Below are 17,959 nucleotides of genomic sequence, written 5' to 3' on the forward strand. Positions count from 1 at the left end.
ATGGACCAAACCGCCCCCCAGATACTGCCGCCCGCCACAGCGGCGGAATGTGACGCCGCCCTGCCGGCCATCCTCGCCGCGCCCAAGGATGGCGCCGTCATAGAACAGCTCTGTTTCCGCTCTGATTATGGCCTGCGAGACCATCCCGATCATCTGGACCTGACTGTGGGCGAAGGCATCCGTGGCGAGCGTTGGACCAAGAAACCTTGGCTGACCCTGCCCGATGGCAGCCCCGACCCGCGGATACACGTTTCGATCCTGCCCAAACGCATCATGGACCTGTGCTGGCGCGACCGCGCAAACACGCCCCACCCCGGCGATACGATGATCGTGGACATGGACCTTGGCCATGAGAACCTGCCCGTTGGCACAAGACTACAGGCCGGATCGGCGGTGCTAGAGGTGAGCGACAAGTTCAACAACGGCTGCATCAAATGGCGTGACCGATATGGCCCAGACAGCCTGCGCTGGATCAACCGAAAGGAAAACCGCCCCCACCGCCTGCGGGGTATCCTGTGCAAGATCGTGCAGGATGGCACCGTGCGGGTCGGCGATCAGCTCGTCAAACTTTGAGGTTTGGCGAAAAGCAAAGGCCGCCCCGAAGGGACGGCCTTACGTTCATTTCATATTTGTAAGCTCCGGCTCTCGCCTTGCGCAGGCTTAGCCTTCGACGCGCTGCAGGTTGATCTCACCAACGCCCACAGCAAAGTTCACGCCGGTCTGGGTGTTCACGCTCAGCGGCTGAAGTGCCAGCGTGTTTTCCGAGCCACCTGTCATCAGGTTGGCACCTGCGCCGACACCAACGGTTGCCTCAGCGGAAACGCCTTTGTAGCTGCCGTTCAGACCACCTTCGTAATATTCCTGCTCAGTCGGGGCCAACACCAGCCAAGACATCTGGCCATCCTGGGTCTTGCCGATATCGACGCCCCAGCGGTTGATCTCACCAACATAAGTCTCATCTTCGAGCCCTTCTTCGATGGGGTTGAAGGTACAGATCAGCTCACGGGTGGAGCCAAAGATAAAGCCGGTACCATCGCCCACGTCGCAAGACAGCGACCCGATTTCAGCGTGGTCTACGGTCTCATTGTCATCGGCCATCGCGGTGGAACCGAAAGCGGTGGCGCTCAACAAAGCGGCGCCGAGGGTCAATTTGGTTGCATGCATCATCTTGTGTCACTTTCCGGCGCGGCGTTGCGCGCCTTTTCTGCTTTGAACGGCATTCGGGTGCCTTGGACAGGCGGCGCAGATGACCTGCCCCGCCCCTTTCAGACAGCCAGCACCGACACCACGTGGGAGCCGATGTTGCCTCTCATCGCAGACCCAACGCCCATCCCCGGCTGGGGTTCCTGCCCGTGGTCACTGGGGCGAAATACCGCGCAAGGTGACGGGGCGCGCAACGCCCCGGCACCGCTGGACAAATCAGCCGCTACATGGCACCGCTTGTCGCTATGAGTGATGATCTGATCCCCTTCTCGCCCGACAGCGGCGATGCTCCTGCCCTCCGCCGCGCCTTCGGGCGTTTCGGCACCGGCGTGACCGTGGTGACCGTGAAAACCGCACAGGGCCCCTTGGGGATGACCGCGAATTCCTTCGCCTCGGTCTCGCTCGATCCGCCCTTGGTTCTGTGGTCGCCTGCGATCTCATCCAAACGGCACGATAGTTTCACCTCGGCTGCATCGTTCTGCATCCATGTCCTTGGCGCGGATCAAGAGGGCCTGGCCCAGCGGTTCGCTGGTCAGGGTCACGACTTTTCTGGTTTCGACTGGACCGAAGATGCCGCCGGTGTGCCAACATTTTCGGGCTGCCTTGCCCGGTTTCACTGCAACACTTACGCCGTGCATCCGGCGGGTGATCATTCGCTGATCTTGGGCCATGTGCAACAGGTTGCCCTGCGCGAGGATGGCGCGGCGGGGCTGATGTTCGACCAAGGCCGCTATGGCCAATTTACCCCGCGCGACGCGGATTGAACGCGGCCAAGGGCGCCCCGCAAGGCGCCCCCGTTCTCAGTAATCCCGCTCAAAGAAGATGCCGATGCTGCTGTCGCCATCCGAGCCAAGCGTGCCCTTGGCCGTCAGGCTTTCGGTGATGTCGAGGTTAAGCGAAACCTCGCCCGTCCCGTCAGAGGCCGCCGTGACATCGGTGTAGACGTTGTCGGTGAGGTATTTCCCCAGCCGCAGGGCCGTTGCACCATCGTCGGTGGTAGTCACATCCAAATCGTCCAGGCCAAAGCCCTCGCGCAGGTTGCCGATCACCCCTTCCCCGCCACGGCCCGCCAGGGTCGCCACCGCACTGGCCAATTGCAGCGCTTGAAAGGCCGAGATTTCCGAGATGTTGCGACCAAAGAGCAGTTGCGACAGCACCTCATCCTGCGGTGCGGCGGGGGTGGATTCAAAGGTCACCTCTGGCTCATTCGCAGGGCCGCTGACGATGACACGCACCTCGCCCGCTTCGGTATCGGTCGAGGTCACGAAACGGATATAGGGAATGAAATCGCCCTGAAACTGAACCGAGCCTTCGTCGAGCAAGAAGCGTTTGCCCAAGATATCCAGCCGCCCCCGGATCAGCTCAAACCGCCCGGCAGAGATGATGCGGTTGGTGGTGCCACTGAGGTTGAGCGAGCCGCCCAGTTCCGCATCAAGCCCGCGCCCGCGCACGAAAATCCGGTTGGGCGCGTTCAATTGCAGGTTCAGGCCAAAGCCGGGGCTAGAGGCATCCTCGGCAGGGTCTTCCCCCGCCTCGGCCCCCTCCAGCCCGGCCTTGCGCCGCGTTGCCAGAACATCGGCGGGCGCGTTGACATGGGTGATCTGCGGAATGTCCCCGATTGAGGTCAGCCCCGTTGCGGGCACTTGAATATTGGTCTCGCCCGCGTTGATCACCCCGGTGATCTGCGCCCCACCGCTTAAGGGGCCTGCAAGCCGCAGGTCGCCGTTCAGCGTGGTGCTGTAAAGGCTTGGGTCCGCATAGACGAGATTGCGCAGGGTCACGCTGATATCCGCAGGCAAGGCCGGTGTCAGGGTGATCCCCCCCACCACACGCAGCTCTCCGCCGTCGACTGCCTGACCGGTCACGTTCAACTGCGCCCGGTTGTTGCCAAGCTGGATATCCGCATTGATCCCGCGCAGCGCCACGCGCAGGTTCGGCGCGGTGAACGTCGCGTCATTGGTGGTGATGCGCCCGCTGACCGACGACAGCGCCGCCGGGCCATTGATCTGCAAGTCAAACTGCGCCTGCCCCTGCAAGTTGCGCGGGGCAAGGAAGGGACGCGACAGGCCAAGCGGCGCGTTGCCCGCGATATCAAGGTTCAGCGTCCCATCGGGGTTCACCAATCCAGCCACGGTTGCCTGCGTGCCGGCAGGGCCGTTGGCATTGGTGTCGATGCGCCATGCCTCCCCCTCGCGCCGGGCCGAGCCTGCGACGCTCAGCGGGCCGTTCACCTGATCCACCAAGGCGCCGATGTCCGGCATGTTCAGCTGGAAATCGACCGCCGCATTGGGGCCGGTCACCAAGCCTTCGACCGTCGCCCGCGCGCCATAGGGGCCGCTTGCGCTTGCATCAAGCACCACACCCGCTTCGGTCTGGCGCGCCACGCCATTCGCAGCGAATGACCCCGTGACGCTGGGCACCAATGGGTTCACATTGGGAACGGAGACATCAAACCGCATCGAGACCTCACCGGTAACCAACCCCTCGACCATGGCACTGCTGCCATAGGGGCCATCGGCGCTCACATCCACGGCGATCCCGTCTTCTGTCTGACGGATGTCGCCGGTGGCTGAAAGCGGGCCATTCACACCGGGGGCGATGGGGCTCAGGTCGGGCACCGACAGATCAAAGCTGAGCGCCATATTCGGGCCGGTTGCCAGACCTTCGACCACCGCGCTGCTGCCGTAGGGGCCGCTCGCGGCGACATCCACGGCAATACCGTCCTCTTGCTGGCGAACGGTGCCCTGCGCGGCAAGCGGCCCGTTGACGCCGGGGGCCAGCGGGCTGACATCCGGCAAGGTCAGGTCAAAGCGCAGCGCCATGTCAGGGCCGGTTGCCAGCCCTTCCAGCGCAACGCGACTATCGTAGGGGCCATTGGCGATGGTATCGACGACAAACCCCTGTTCGGTCTGCTCCAACGTGCCGCTGGCCTCCACCCCGCCATTGATTTGCGGCACGAGAGGTTGGATATCGGGTAACGACAGATCAAAGGCCACATCGACGCGCGGCGTGACCAGCCCCCTGACCGAGGCCTGCGCATCAAGCGGGCCGCTGGCGTCGGTGTTGATCTCCCAGCCCTGTGGTGTCTGGCGCAACTCGCCCTTGGCCGTGACAGGCCCGGTGATATCCGCGTCGGGTATGAAATCTTCGACCCGCGGGATGTCTGCGGTGAAATCGATCTGCGCGTCCTCGCCCGTGGCCAAGCCTGATACGGTCAGCGCCGCGTCATAGGGGCCATCGGTGACCGCATCGACAACCCAGCCGCGCGCTTCTTGTACCGCTGTTGCCTTGACCGCGATGGGGCCTTCGTACTGTGGCAGAACCAGCCCGACATCGGCGAGCGTAAAGTCCAAAGCCGCGCGGCTGTCTTCGCTGCGCAACTCGACATTGCCGGTCAGATCAATCGCGTCGTTCTTGAGGTCCAGATCACGAAGATAAGTCCCGGTCTCATTGCGCTTTGCGACCATGCTGAGGCTGGTGCGACCCGCCAGAACCGCATCGGCCTGTTCGATCCCAATCTCAAGGTCATCCGTCCCGCCCGCAATCGCCAGATCAAACATACCGCCCAAAGGCGTGACCGTCCCGTTCAGCGCCAGCGCCGTAGCGCCCGCGATATCGCGGCCTGCCAGCGCGGAAAAGCGACTGATATCCTGCGCTTCGAGCGTCATCTTCAACTGCGTGAGCAGCCCGGTATCCACCCCATCGATCGCCGCCTCGCCGGTCAGGCCATAGTCTTCCCCCGACAGGGTCAGCCCGTTAATCTCAATCGGTTCACCTTCGATGAAACGAATCTCGGCGCTGCCGGTGATCGCGTCCCCAATGGCCTCGGCGCTGGCCGGGTCGGTCAGCGACATCCCCTCGGTGGCAAAGGTCACATCGCCAAGGAATTGGCCCAAACTGCCAAGGTCGCCTTCGAGGATCCCATCAAGCGCCAGCTGTGTCTGCGCGATTTGCAGCGCGCCCGTGTCCAGCCCGGTGATGTCGAACGCACTTTCAAAGCGGTCGCCATCCGCGGCATCGTAGTCCACCCGCAGGGTTACGGCCTCTACCCGCGTGCCCTCACCCGAAATCGGCAAAAGGGTCGAAGTACCATCAGGGTTTGCGATCCGGCCTGAGATGTCGATCAGCGTCGGCCACTTCTCTTGGTTCAGCATGACCTGCCCCTCAAGATCGACGGAATTGGCCGCAAGGGTAAAGCTGCTGACCTCGACGGCACCGTTGCTCTCAAGCAGCGCATCAACCGCCAACCGCACGTCTTCCCCGAAAAATTCGCGGTAGCGCGGAGCGAGCAGCGCAGTGATGTCGCCCCCGATATCGGCCTGAATGCGACGGTCAGGGGTTTCGCTGGCGCGGCGTGGGGCCTGCGTGCCAAGGGTCACCTGCCCGGCCAAACGCTCTTGCCCATCGGTGGCGATGGTCACATCGGTCGCGAAATCATCCAGAGGGCCCGCGCCTTCGACGGTCATCTGTACCGAAGGCTGCCCCGGCAGGTTCAGCAGTTTCGAGGCGATGCCTTCGGGGTCTTCGGTCAGGTTCAACAGCAGGTCCAGCACGTTTTCCGTGCGGTCGAAATTGGCCTGAATGTCGAATTCACCCTTTTTGCCATCAGTCCGGCGGGCCTGAAAATCGACAATACCGACCGTATCGGTCAGCCGCGCATTGGCGCGAACCGAAAGCTGGGCGGCCTCGCCCAGAATGGGCTCGCCGAGATTGATCTCATCCACGGAAAAGTCAGCGATTTCAATAGAAACGGGCAGATCGGGCAAGGCAAAGGGCTTGGCCTCGGCATCGGGCAGATCGACCTCATTGCTGACCGGCAGACGCTCAACATCCAGCCGCCCGGCTGTGAGTTGCTCAACCTCTAGCCGCCCGCGCAGCAGGGCCGAGCGGTTCCAATCCAGCACCACCTCTTCCAGTGTCAGCCAGATGCCATCGTCGTCCGAGATCGTCATCCGATCAAAGGAGGCTGCCGAACTCAGCGCCCCTGAAAACCCGTCAATGCTGACGGTGCGGCCCGCGCCACTCAGCGCATCCTGAATGGTCCGGGTGAGAAAGCCCTTGTCATCATCCTGCGCAAAAGCCGGTGTGAGGCAGGCCAGATAGACGAAACTGGCGGTGAGAATCTGCAAAAACTGTCGCATTAAAACGCTTGTCCAATCCCGATATAGACTTGGAAATCTTCATCAACTTCCGGCCCCGAGGTGGGCACGGCCACATCCAGGCGGATCGGCCCGATGCCCGTGGCATAGCGCAGCCCCAGCCCCGCGCCGGAGTGCCAAGTGCCTGACCCGTCGTAGAATTCTTCTGACCCGATATAGCCCGCATCGGCAAAGCCCACGACGCCGATCTTCTCGGTCAGGGCCACGCGGGCCTCTGCCGAGAGGCCGACAAAGCTGCGCCCGCCCACGGTGTCGCCGCTTGCCAGATCAACGCCCAGCGATTGATAAGGCTGGCCGCGCACACTGCCGCCCCCGCCGGAGTAAAAGAGGTAATCCGCAGGTGCCTCAGACAAGTCCGGCCCCGCGACCGTGCCAAGTTGACCGCGAAAGGCCAGCGTCACCGGGCGCTCGGTTCCAAAACTGCGGTAATAGCGCGCGTCGAAATATGTGCGAAGCCCGCTTTCCGAGCCCGACAGCGCGACGAAGGGTGTGATATTGGCATCGATGTAATAACCCTCGGTCGCGTCCAACTCCTTGTCACGGTAGTCAAATTCGGCCCCCAGCGGCAGGGTCAACAGGGTGTATTGGTTGGTGCCGAACGCATCTTCTGTCTCGGCCACACGCAGACCGAGGCCCGCAGAATAGGTGCGGTTTTGGTTGGCGATCCGCTCAATCCCGGCCTCAAGGTCCAACTGACGGGAGAAAAAGTTTACCTCGTCGAGTTGTTCCAATGTCGCCAGCGCATAGAAGTTCGTGTCTTCGTTAAACGTCGCTGGGCGCTCGAAACGGGCGGCCAGCGTGTAGTCTTCGCCGCCCGAATTGCCGCCAATCCCTTCGACCTCAGCCGACAGGCGCAGCCGTTCGGCCCCGCCCAGCAGATTGCGATGCAGCCAGAAGGTGCTCAATGTCAGCCCTTCGAGCGAGGACAGTTCCGCGCCAAACCCAAATCGGCGCTTGGGCGCTTCTGTCACCTGTGCGGCGATGGGCAGCGTGTCATTGGGGCCAATCCGATCTGCTTCGATCAGGGCCACGGCATCAAACGCGCCGGTGCGGCGCAGCCGTTCGGTGGCCAGTTCCAACTCCTCGGGAGAGAAGACCTCCCCCTCCGGCAGGCCCGCGATCTCAATCAGACGGGCGGTGCGCACGTCTTCGTTGCCGGTCACGGTCAACGCACCAAAGCGCAGCTTTGGCCCCGGGGCGATCCGCAAGGCAGCGTCGATCTGCCGTTCACGGTGTTTGGCCACAAGATCCTGATCGGCCAATTCCGCCTTTGCGTGGCCCACATCGCGCCAGCCGCTCACCCCGGCCGAGACGGTTTCCTTGAGCACACCAAGGCTCGCGGTCTCGCCGCTGGCGAAACCCTCCGGCAATTCGGTACCGGGGGCGACGGGCGCGATACGGGCCGCGCCAAAGCGGAACTTTGGCCCCGGGTCCACGGTGATCACGGCGCGGTCGATGCGGCGCGGCGGCTGCACCGGGGGAATCGCGGCAGCATCGACGCCGTCCAAGGTGATTTTGAGCGTCGGCCCGAAATACCCGTTGTCGTAAAGCAGCGCCAAAAGCCTGCCGTAGTCCGCCTGCGCTGCGGCGACCAATTCCTGCGGCGTGGCCGGTTCGGCATCCTCATCGGTTTGCTCGGCCAGCAGCGACCCGTCGCGCAGGGTGGCATAAAGCTCTGAATCGTCGTCGATACCGGTGATGGCCAGTTCTGCCGCCTGCGCCGCAGCCCCCCCACCAAGAAGAAGTCCAAGAGCGAGACAATACGCCGCCCCTTGAGTCTGCCCTTGTTGCGCCACGCGCTACCCTCCTTGCGTCTCGTCACCCCGGTTTTCGCGCCGGTTTTCCTTAGCCCGCTCAGCACGAGCCTTTTTCTCATCCACCGTTAAACGGCATTGCCGCCTTGGCTGCAAACATTCTGCCGGGGCAATAGCGGTATGAGAGCCCTGTTCGCCCGCCTCGCACAGAAGCGGACCGCAAAATCGGCAAAATACCGCGCAGCAAAGTGTAGTCTGCACGCGACGAGAGACGAGGGCTGAAACAAGTTTTCTTTTCTGGGTGATCCAACCATCGCTTTGCCACTGCAAAGCATGGTGGTGCGGTCGGAGAGACTCGAACTCTCACGGGTGTTACCCCACAGCGACCTCAACGCTGCGCGTCTACCATTCCGCCACGACCGCACGCCATGGTTGGTGGGCGGGGTTTAGCCAAAGACCAAGAGCTTGTGAAGAGGCAATCGGCAAAATTTTTCAGTGAGATTCAGAAACCGAGTTAAGCCCCTATTTTCCCGGGGCCACTTCGCTGATCACAATCCCTTTAATGCCCTGCAATCTGACACCTCAGTCATTGAAACGCGGCGCCCGGCAAGCCATCTGTGGACCAAGCAACAAGGAACACGCCATGCCCGCAGATACCGCCACGCCCTCAACTGATGCCCCCACCCTGCAGATCGACATTGTGTCGGATGTCATGTGCCCTTGGTGTATCGTTGGCTATAAACAACTGGAACAAGCACTCGGCGCGGTCGGTGTGGGCGCATATCTGCGCTGGCATCCCTTTGAGTTAAACCCGCAGATGCCAGCCGAAGGCCAAAACATGGCCGAACATCTGGCCGAGAAATATGGATCCACCCCCGCGCAATCGGTCGAGAATCGCAAGCGGTTGTCCCAGATGGGCAGCGACTTGGGCTTTGCCTTCAACTTTTCCGACGACACGCGGATGCAAAATACATTCGCCGCGCATCAGTTGCTCACTTGGGCGCAGGTCCAAGGGCTGCAACACCCGCTCAAAATGGCACTCTTTGATGCGCATTTCACACAAGGCCGTAATGTGAATGATCCCGAGGTGCTGGTCGATGTCGCGGCCTCCGTCGGGCTGGACCGCCGCGAGGCGTTGGAGGTGCTTAGCAGCGGCAGCTTTGCCGAACAAACACGCGAAGCACAGCAATTCTGGACCTCGCGCGGCATTTCCGGCGTGCCGTCGATGATTTTTGAGGGCAAATACCTCGTCACCGGGGCGCAGGGGGCCGACAATTATGCCCAGATGCTCCGCAAGGTTCTGGAAGAACGTGACGCCGCCGCCTAACGCAGAGCCTCTGGCGGTGCGGCGCGGGTCTTGCTAAGGCATCCCTATGGTTGAATGGATCATCAGCGACGGCTTGACCGATTACCGCACCGCCGAGGCGTGGATGGAGGCGCGCGCCACCGCCATCGCCGCGGGCGAAGCCGAGGAATGCATCTGGCTGGTTGAGCACCCCCCGCTCTACACTGCGGGCACCTCGGCGCGGGCCGCAGACCTGACAGAGCCGGACCGTTTTCCCGTCTATCCTACCCGTCGCGGCGGGCAGTACACCTATCACGGACCGGGCCAGCGCGTGGCCTATGTGATGCTGAACGTCGCCGCACGGGGCCGCGATGTCCGCTGTTTTGTGCGCCAGCTTGAGAATTGGGTGATCGCCACATTGGATCAATTCAACCTGCGCGGCGAGGTTCGCCCCGGGCGCGTCGGCGTTTGGGTCCAGCGGCGCGAGAAACCCGCCCAGCCCGATGGCAGCCCCGCCGAAGACAAGATCGCCGCCATTGGAATCAGGCTGCGCAAATGGGTCAGCTTCCACGGCATCAGCATCAATGTGGAGCCGGACCTCAGCCATTTTGGCGGGATCGTCCCCTGCGGCATCACGAACCATGGGGTGACCTCACTGGTCGATCTGGGCCTGCCCGTCACGATGGACGATGTCGATCTGGCCCTGCGCGCCACCTTCGATGATGTCTTTGCAAATGACCCCTCCGCCAGTTGCGACATCGCCTCCTGAGAGAGGCAAAGCGCGCGCCAAGCGGCGTTAGAACCCGAATATACGTCGATAGCCGCAGCGGAAAAAATACCCTCCCTGCGACCATCGCGCCCATTGCCCCCGCGAGACGGTCGCTCTAAAACGGGCGCGACACCGCATGTGCCGCCTATGGCGCCATGTGTCCAATTCATTTGCAGGAGGCACCGCATGGCAGACGCAGCCATTCACGGCCAAGATCATCACGACGACCGGGGGTTCTTTACCCGGTGGTTCATGTCCACAAACCACAAAGACATCGGTATTCTTTACCTGATCGTCTCGGCCTTGGTCGGTCTTATCTCGGTGGCATTCACCGTTTACATGCGCCTTGAGCTCATGAACCCCGGCGTTCAATACATGTGTATGGAAGGCGCGCGTTTCATCGCGGATAGCTCTGCCGCCTGTACGCCCAACGGTCATCTGTGGAACGTGCTGATCACCGGCCACGGCATCCTGATGATGTTCTTCGTCGTGATTCCCGCCCTGTTTGGCGGTTTCGGCAACTACTTCATGCCGCTGCAAATCGGCGCGCCGGATATGGCGTTCCCACGGATGAACAACCTCAGCTTCTGGCTCTATGTCGCGGGCACCACCCTGGCGGTCTGTTCGCTGCTGACACCGGGCGGCAATGGCCAACTGGGCTCCGGCGTCGGCTGGGTGCTCTACCCGCCGCTCTCCGTGCGCGAAGCAGGCATGTCGATGGACTTCGCGATCTTCGCGGTCCACGTCTCCGGTGCGTCTTCGATCCTCGGTGCGATCAACATGATCACCACCTTCCTGAACATGCGTGCCCCCGGCATGACCCTGTTCAAAGTGCCGCTCTTCGCATGGTCGATCTTCGTTACAAGCTGGTTGATCCTTCTGTCCTTGCCGGTTCTGGCGGGCGCGATCACCATGTTGCTGATGGACCGTAATTTCGGCTTCGCCTTCTTCGACCCCGCAGGCGGTGGTGACCCGATCCTCTACCAGCACATCCTGTGGTTCTTTGGTCACCCCGAAGTTTACATCATCATCTTGCCCGGCTTCGGCATTATCTCCCACGTCATCGCGACCTTCTCGCGCAAACCAGTCTTCGGCTACCTGCCGATGGTCTGGGCGATCATCGCGATTGGTGCACTGGGCTTTGTCGTTTGGGCGCACCACATGTACACCGTGGGCATGACCTTGAACCAGCAGGCCTACTTCATGCTGGCCACCATGGTCATCGCGGTGCCAACAGGGGTAAAGGTCTTTAGCTGGATCGCCACCATGTGGGGCGGCTCCATTGAGTTCAAAACACCGATGCTCTGGGCCTTTGGCTTCCTGTTCCTCTTTACTGTTGGTGGCGTCACCGGCATCGTGCTGAGCCAGGCCGCTGTGGACCGGGCCTATCACGACACCTACTACGTCGTGGCACACTTCCACTACGTGATGTCGCTCGGTGCCGTCTTTGCCATCTTTGCAGGCATCTACTTCTACCTGCCCAAGATGACAGGCCGCATGTACCCCGAATGGGCAGGCAAACTGCACTTCTGGGCGATGTTCATCGGCGCCAACCTGACCTTCTTCCCCCAGCACTTCTTGGGCCGTCAGGGCATGCCACGCCGCTACATCGACTACCCCGAGGCCTTCGCCTACTGGAATCAGTGGTCTTCGATCGGTGCCTTCCTTAGCTTCGCCTCCTTCCTGTTCTTCTTCGGGATTATGGCCTACACGCTGACCCGCGGCGCCCGCTCCACCGCGAACAACCCGTGGAACGAATTCGCGGATACGCTGGAATGGACCCTGCCCAGCCCGCCGCCCGAACACACGTTCGAGCAGCTTCCGAAACAGGAAGACTGGGACAACCAGCATAGCCACTAAGCTTTGCCAAAATCATCAAAGGCCCCGCCCCCGCGCGGGGCCTTTTCTTTTGCCCTAAAGCCCGCTCACCACCCCAAACAGCCCTCCCCTTTAACCCGCACCGCCGCCTCATCTTCATCCTTTTTCAAATACCTCGGGGGTCCGGGGGCGGCGCCCCCGCCCTGCGCAATTTTTTCCACCAAAAACCACATTTTTCTCTTGAAGCCCCCCGCCCCAATGGGTATTTCGCCCTCACCAGACGGTAAGCGGGCGTAGCTCAGGGGTAGAGCATAACCTTGCCAAGGTTAGGGTCGGGCGTTCGAATCGCCTCGCCCGCTCCATCTGGTTTTCACAGGGTCGCATCTTCGGATGCGGCCCTTTGTGCTTTCGGTCCCCGATTCACGCAGCCCAACAAATCTCGCGCTTTCCCCGCATCACGGTAATTTTCCCCCTTGCGGCCCCCCGCGCGAATGGGTATTCCCCCCTCACCAACCGGATGCGGGCGTAGCTCAGGGGTAGAGCATAACCTTGCCAAGGTTAGGGTCGGGCGTTCGAATCGCCTCGCCCGCTCCAGGTTGATCCTACCACCCCGTAGGAAACGCAAAGCCGCCCCTCGGGGCGGCTTTTGTGTATCTTGCCCCCACATAAAAAAACGCCCCATGACGAACACGGGGCGTAAGGTACGGAACGAGGGACAGTAGGTGGCCGGCAGGCGTTCCGGGCCTGCGGTCATCTTTAAATTTAGGAACCCTTGGCCGTTTTCAAAGGGGCCGGACCCTGTCGCCGCGCCCCCTGCCCGGTTTTGAGCCAGTTCTTGCCGATTCTCAGCCCCCCACCCGGCTGGCATAAAGCGCAATCGCCGCGGCGTTAGAGACATTGAGTGACCCAAATCCGCCCGCCGCATCGATCCGCACCAGCGCATCCACAGTCTCGCGGGTCTTCTCCCGCAGCCCCGGCCCCTCGGCCCCCAGAACCAGCGCCACAGGGCGGTCACGGCGGCCCTCTACGGCGCCCTCGATGGTTTGCGTGGCCTTCCCATCCAGCCCCAACACCAGATACCCCATATCCTGCAGGGCACGGATCGCATCGGCGAGGTTGCGCACCCGCAGATAGGGCTGACGCTCCAACGCGCCGCTGGCGGTCTTAGCCAGCGCGCCGGTCTCGGGCGCGGAGTGGTGCTTGGTGCCAATGACCGCCGAAGCGCCCAAGACTTCAGCCGAGCGGAGGATCGCGCCGACGTTATGCGGATCGGTCACCCGGTCGAGCAACAGCAGCCGCGGTGCGGAATCACCGATTGCGACATCCTCCAACCGGCCCCAGTTCAGCGGCTTCACTTCCAGCACCGCACCTTGGTGAACGGAATTCGGATCAAGCGGCGGACGGAACTTGCGCGGATCGACGACCTGCGGCGTAATTCCCGCTTCCGCAATGGCATCCTCCAGCTTGGCTTGGGCATTCGGAGTGACCATCAACCGCAGTTTTTCGCGGTTCGGATTCATTAGCGCATCGCGGACCGCATGCAGACCAAAAAGCCAGACCGTCTGCGCCGCTTCGGCCTTCTTGTCCTGCTCTTTTTGCACGACCCATTTGGGTTTCTTCATCTCTTTATCCTTTCGTGCGATTTCCCCAACATTTCTCAGGAATTCGCCTTGACGCTTCTTTGGGTCGCTTGTAATCACGCCCCCACGTCAGGTGCAATGCACAGGACAAAGTGGGCGACAGGCCGCAAGGTGTGGCAGGGGACTGTAACTCCCTCGCGGAGACGCACGCCTGGTTCGATTCCAGGGTCGCCCACCACTACCCCTAAAGCTTTGAAAGCATGGAGTAGTGGTGGTATCATTTCGGTATTCTTCATCCGATTTCGATACAAATTAGGCGCGTTTCGATACAATGGCATCCCCCAAGAAGGTTCGATACCTCAAGATCGACCGCGGACGATTCTTCTACCAGAGACGTGTTCCGCAGAAGCTACACGACTTGCTTGACAAAAAAATTTGGCTAAGGCCCTGCGGTGACGTGTCCTACTCCAAGGCAATCCAATTGGTTGTGACTTGGTCTGAAGAGCATGATCAGTTCATAGCGCAAATGAGCTCTTTGGAAGCGCGGCAAGCATACGCAAGACGACAAAGGCGCGACGCGCAGAGAGCGTTTGAGCATGCTATGGCAGATGAGGGTCCGGGAACGCTGATGTATTCCCTTCCCCTGCCATTCGAAGAGCTGTCGACTACCGATGGCGATGATGTCGCACCAGATTGGCGATGGGCGAAATTGCACCTTCGAGAATTGGATGCTGAACGGGGTGGGGACAGGCCTACACAATCCATGCGTACTCAGCTGCTGGCTAGGATTCATCGTGAGAAGGTCTCAGGCGGCCAGCACATTCCGATGGAGTTTCCGCCTTACCCAGCCTTCAAAGAGCTCCTGTTTCAATATCAAGACGCCCCCAACATTGGCAGCGTCACGCTTGGCCAAAAGCTTCCTGATCCAATAGGGACCGCAGAGTACGTCGAAGGAATGCGGAAAATTCATGCGGCAGCTTTCGGTGCGGCGTCGCCTGCTCCGCCTACAGACCCGGATGAGCGGGATGAATACGATCTGATAAAATTGAAGCTAGAAAGAAGAATTTCAGAGCTGACCCCCGATCCTCATACACTCACAGCAGTCTCCGAAGCGTACTTTACGTTTAACAGTATTAAACCGCTCACACGGGCAAAGTATAGGAGAGACATAGGGCGACTAGTAGCACTGTTGGGTGACATACCAGTCAAAGGGGTCACCGCGGGCTATTTGAAGCAGCTTAGAGATCATCTAGCCCCAACGATGAAGGCTGCTTCGCTACATGCTGTATTCACCCCCATAAAGGGGCTCTTTAAGTACGCCTCCCAGGAAGAATTGGTAGACGTCAACCCAGCTTCGGCGCTCGTACTTCATCGAGATAAAAGACCAATTGAAGAAAGGAAACGGAAGAAGTTTGACCCAGAGGAAGCTTGTCGCATCGACGAAGCGATCAGCGTAGTTTGGGGCAATCCAGTTAACGGGCTATCTGACAGAAGAAGAGAAGCCCTATCTCAAGTCGTACGAGCGCTCATGTTCACCGGCATGCGACCAATCGAGGTTCTAAGATTGCAGCCTCACGATGTAGAGGATCATCTAATCCGCGTTACAGACAGTAAGACTGAAAGCTCCACTCGTATTATCCCCCTACACCCCGAACTCAAAAGTTTTCCGATGTGGGTCCGCGAAGGTTGCCTTAGAACATTTGAATCTGTCACATCCGACCCGGTAGGCCCGGTTCGGCACAACTTCAGCCGTCTCATCCGAACGAAATTGGCGCCACCAATCCTAGACGACCGAAAAACTCTCTACTCTTTGCGAACTACATTCGTAAACGCGATGAGGCGAGCCGGCGCAGACATACAAATGAGACGTGCGATTTTGGGCCATAAGGAAGCTGGGGCTATAAGGCACTATGATGGACGGCCCCGAGTTTGAGGAAAAACTCGAAATAATTGCGAGAACCGACCCGAGAAGACACCACTAGCCCCTCCTTCATCTACAGGAGCCGCCGACGGGTTCGCCGCACAGAAACAGCGCCGTGTCATCGCACTATTTGCAAGTTCACTAACTCGCAAGCTTGACGGCTCCTAGCCACTCTGTTGGACTGCCAATCGTCGCCTAATCTCTAGATTTACCTAGTTCTAAGCCAAATGAATGAGTTCACTCTGACCGGAAAACCAACATATCTCTGGGCCGCCGAGCAGGTACTTCTCCAACAAAAACGCCCAATGCGTGTGCATGACATTGTGGCTCAAGCACAAGACGCAGGTCTATTTTCAGACGAGATGCACAGTCGTACCCCACAGAAATCCATGCAAGCTCGTCTTAGTATGGAAATCCTGAATAATGGCCAAACTTCTACTTTTGTACGAACTGGTAGAGGTGTTTTCTTTTTGAGGAAATTGCTGACGCAGCAGGATTCACAAAACTCAATGGTAGGATCGCTGGCGCTTCAACCGACAGAAAAATTGAAGCTTTATAAGGCAAAGCCAAGAAGGAAACCGAATACGACGGAAGATGTTCTAGTCATTCCAAGCGATGCCTGCGAGCGCATTCTAAACTTCCAAGGACTGAAGGAAGAATCCGGGAAACTACTAGATGAGCTACTTAAAAGCGGGGTTAAGCACATCCCAAGAACTACCGCCGAGGAAACTGAGGCATTCAAACAGGTTATTACCTATGTCTTGGTAACTTATCGAGGAAAAGTTCTTTGTTTCAGGCGGGGTCGGTTCAATCGGGCGGCACAATTCTTGAGGGGGAGTTTATGTATCGGTTTTGGGGGGCACGTAACTCAACAAGACTTTTCTTTGTTCTCCAAAGATGACTATGGAATTCGCGAAAACGCAGCGAGAGAACTAGCTGAAGAAATCAAGATAGATAGCTCAATTCGCGCTGATCTTAAAGACCGGATCAGCTTTGTCGGAGTTATTAATGATAACTCGACGTCGTTAGGTCGGAAGCACTTAGCAGTAGTTTTCCAATACGAAGTCCAAGAAAATGAATGGGATAAATGGCAAAGTGTTTCCAAGCACGAAATGTCCATCAACGAATTAAGGTGGATCGACACTGAGACCGAGACAATAAACTTGGTGGATTTTGAATACTGGTCTCAATTGAGTTGGAGAACTCTGTCTCCGCAAACTATAGAAGCACAGCCCGAATATCGAATTTTTCGTAAGAAACCTTTTCAGAAACCGCACATGCTCGCACTTGTCGGCGGGATCGGTTCGGGGAAGTCGTCAGCTACAAAGATTTTTGTAGAACAGTTCGGATACGCTGAAGTCAACAGTGGCAGGGTCCTGGCCGACCTGCTTTCCATTCCTCCTGTGCCGCATACTCCCCGTGACGTTTTTCAGGGGCAGGCATGGGATTTCATAACCAGGGATGATGGCCCCGACAGACTTGCGCGCGCTCTAATTCAAGCAGCCGCTGCGACAGAGAGCCCATACGTGATTATAGACGGAGTTCGGCAGCAATCAACGCTCGCATCCCTCCGAAAGCTAGCAGACGGCGCGCTAGCTCTAATATTTGTGTACGCCACGCCAGATTTAGCGTTGAAATTATACTGTCAAAGAGAGGGGCTTGAGGAAACAACCTATGAAAAAGAGTTTTTTCAAGCCATAGGCGCTAGCGTTGAATCAGACATTAATCATATGATGAACTCAGCTGACGCAGTCATTTACAACTGGTCGGGTGAAGCAGACTATTTAAACGTCTTGTCATCCATGGTCGAAGAACTTGGTATTGTTAGAAATGAATAAAAGTATGGAATTTCGAGATGGAGGATACGATGAAGGGTATCGTTCGTGTCCTTGTTTTTGGGGTAACAAGGTTGGAAGTCTAGTTACGCGATTAGTAAAAGAAACTTCCATTCAAGGCAAAACGGTGCTGGATGCGGGCTGCGGCGAAGGAAAAAACGCCATCGCCTTGGCTAAACTAGGCGCGCGTGTCACCGCGGTTGACTGTTCCGAAATCGCTTTAAGCAATGCAATCCGAACGTTCGGCGGATCAGGCGTTGATTGGCATTGTGGGGATATCAAGAGCTTCGTTCAGCCAGATTTCAGTTTTGACATTGTAATAGCCTATGGCCTGCTTCACTGCTTGCAGTCCGTCGAAGAGATCAGGGAAACTGCCAAGCTCTTAAAAGACCTGACGGCACCCGGAGGATGGAACATTGTTTGCGCATTCAACAACCGAGAGCAGGACCTCACAGCGCACCCGGGCTTTAACCCGTGCTTAATTCCACACGAAACATACATGGATATTTACAAAAGCTGGGAAGTTAAATTCAGCAGCGATGAGGACCTTCATGAGACACATCCCCATAACAATATTCCGCATTCTCATTCAATGAGCCGTCTAATTGCCAGGAAACCGATCCAATGACCCAATG

General features: G+C 58.9%; 12 protein-coding genes and 4 tRNA genes. 11 read left to right on the forward strand and 5 right to left on the reverse strand.

Annotated features, from left to right (window positions below; all coding sequences use genetic code 11):
- Complete coding sequence (locus tag O4H31_RS12090) at positions 1–573, forward strand: MOSC domain-containing protein (RefSeq protein ID WP_269346086.1); 573 nt, start codon at positions 1–3, stop codon at positions 571–573.
- 87 nt (positions 574–660) lie between these two features.
- Here O4H31_RS12090 and O4H31_RS12095 read toward each other — a convergent pair whose 3' ends face one another.
- Positions 661–1,167, reverse strand: coding sequence for a DUF992 domain-containing protein (locus O4H31_RS12095; RefSeq protein ID WP_269346088.1), 507 nt, complete (start codon positions 1,165–1,167; stop codon positions 661–663).
- A 263-nt stretch (positions 1,168–1,430) separates the two neighbouring features.
- On the opposite strand from O4H31_RS12095, the gene O4H31_RS12100 reads away from it, so the two are divergent.
- Positions 1,431–1,967: a flavin reductase family protein gene (locus O4H31_RS12100; RefSeq protein WP_419723598.1), complete on the forward strand. Its 537-nt coding sequence runs from the start codon at positions 1,431–1,433 to the stop codon at positions 1,965–1,967.
- A 36-nt stretch (positions 1,968–2,003) separates the two neighbouring features.
- Here O4H31_RS12100 and O4H31_RS12105 read toward each other — a convergent pair whose 3' ends face one another.
- From O4H31_RS12105 to O4H31_RS12115, 3 genes are all read right to left on the reverse strand, one after another.
- On the reverse strand, positions 2,004–6,344 hold the full coding sequence (locus O4H31_RS12105; protein WP_269346091.1) for a translocation/assembly module TamB domain-containing protein: 4,341 nt from the start codon (positions 6,342–6,344) through the stop codon (positions 2,004–2,006).
- The gene (locus tag O4H31_RS12110) at positions 6,344–8,158 is read right to left on the reverse strand and encodes an autotransporter assembly complex protein TamA (protein WP_269346093.1); all 1,815 of its coding nucleotides are present in this window, start codon (positions 8,156–8,158) and stop codon (positions 6,344–6,346) included. Before O4H31_RS12110 ends, O4H31_RS12105 begins: the two co-directional genes overlap by 1 nt.
- Before the next feature lie 295 nt (positions 8,159–8,453).
- Positions 8,454–8,539, reverse strand: a tRNA-Leu gene (locus tag O4H31_RS12115).
- Between the two features lie 220 nt (positions 8,540–8,759).
- Here O4H31_RS12115 and O4H31_RS12120 point away from each other — a divergent pair.
- The 5 genes from O4H31_RS12120 to O4H31_RS12140 all read left to right on the forward strand — a co-directional run bounded on the left by O4H31_RS12120 (position 8,760) and on the right by O4H31_RS12140 (position 12,582).
- A complete protein-coding gene (locus O4H31_RS12120; RefSeq protein WP_269346095.1) occupies positions 8,760–9,443 on the forward strand; it encodes a DsbA family oxidoreductase in 684 nt (227 codons plus the stop codon).
- A 46-nt stretch (positions 9,444–9,489) separates the two neighbouring features.
- Positions 9,490–10,170, forward strand: coding sequence for a lipoyl(octanoyl) transferase LipB (lipB, locus tag O4H31_RS12125; protein ID WP_269346097.1), 681 nt, complete (start codon positions 9,490–9,492; stop codon positions 10,168–10,170).
- A gap of 186 nt (positions 10,171–10,356) precedes the next feature.
- Positions 10,357–12,030, forward strand: coding sequence for a cytochrome c oxidase subunit I (ctaD, locus tag O4H31_RS12130; protein ID WP_269346099.1), 1,674 nt, complete (start codon positions 10,357–10,359; stop codon positions 12,028–12,030).
- Positions 12,031–12,275: 245 nt separating this feature from the next.
- A tRNA-Gly gene (locus tag O4H31_RS12135) sits at positions 12,276–12,350 on the forward strand.
- Positions 12,351–12,507: 157 nt separating this feature from the next.
- A tRNA-Gly gene (locus tag O4H31_RS12140) sits at positions 12,508–12,582 on the forward strand.
- Between the two features lie 251 nt (positions 12,583–12,833).
- Here O4H31_RS12140 and rlmB read toward each other — a convergent pair.
- Positions 12,834–13,610 (reverse strand): 23S rRNA (guanosine(2251)-2'-O)-methyltransferase RlmB, encoded by a 777-nt coding sequence (gene rlmB, locus O4H31_RS12145; RefSeq protein ID WP_269346102.1) that lies wholly within the window; start codon positions 13,608–13,610, stop codon positions 12,834–12,836.
- A 112-nt stretch (positions 13,611–13,722) separates the two neighbouring features.
- Here rlmB and O4H31_RS12150 point away from each other — a divergent pair.
- The 4 genes from O4H31_RS12150 (at position 13,723) to O4H31_RS12165 (ending at position 17,952) form a co-directional block, all read left to right on the forward strand.
- Positions 13,723–13,806 (forward strand) — tRNA-Tyr (locus tag O4H31_RS12150).
- Positions 13,807–14,331: 525 nt separating this feature from the next.
- Positions 14,332–15,501, forward strand: a complete 1,170-nt coding sequence (locus tag O4H31_RS12155) for a tyrosine-type recombinase/integrase (protein WP_269346104.1) — start codon at positions 14,332–14,334, stop codon at positions 15,499–15,501.
- 215 nt (positions 15,502–15,716) lie between these two features.
- Complete coding sequence (locus O4H31_RS12160) at positions 15,717–17,327, forward strand: HTH domain-containing protein (RefSeq protein WP_269346106.1); 1,611 nt, start codon at positions 15,717–15,719, stop codon at positions 17,325–17,327.
- Between the two features lie 4 nt (positions 17,328–17,331).
- Positions 17,332–17,952: a class I SAM-dependent methyltransferase gene (locus O4H31_RS12165; RefSeq protein ID WP_269346108.1), complete on the forward strand. Its 621-nt coding sequence runs from the start codon at positions 17,332–17,334 to the stop codon at positions 17,950–17,952.
- The last annotated feature ends 7 nt before the right edge of the window (positions 17,953–17,959 follow it).

It is taken from the genome of Sulfitobacter dubius, assembly GCF_027214245.1.
GTDB lineage: Bacteria > Pseudomonadota > Alphaproteobacteria > Rhodobacterales > Rhodobacteraceae > Sulfitobacter > Sulfitobacter dubius_A.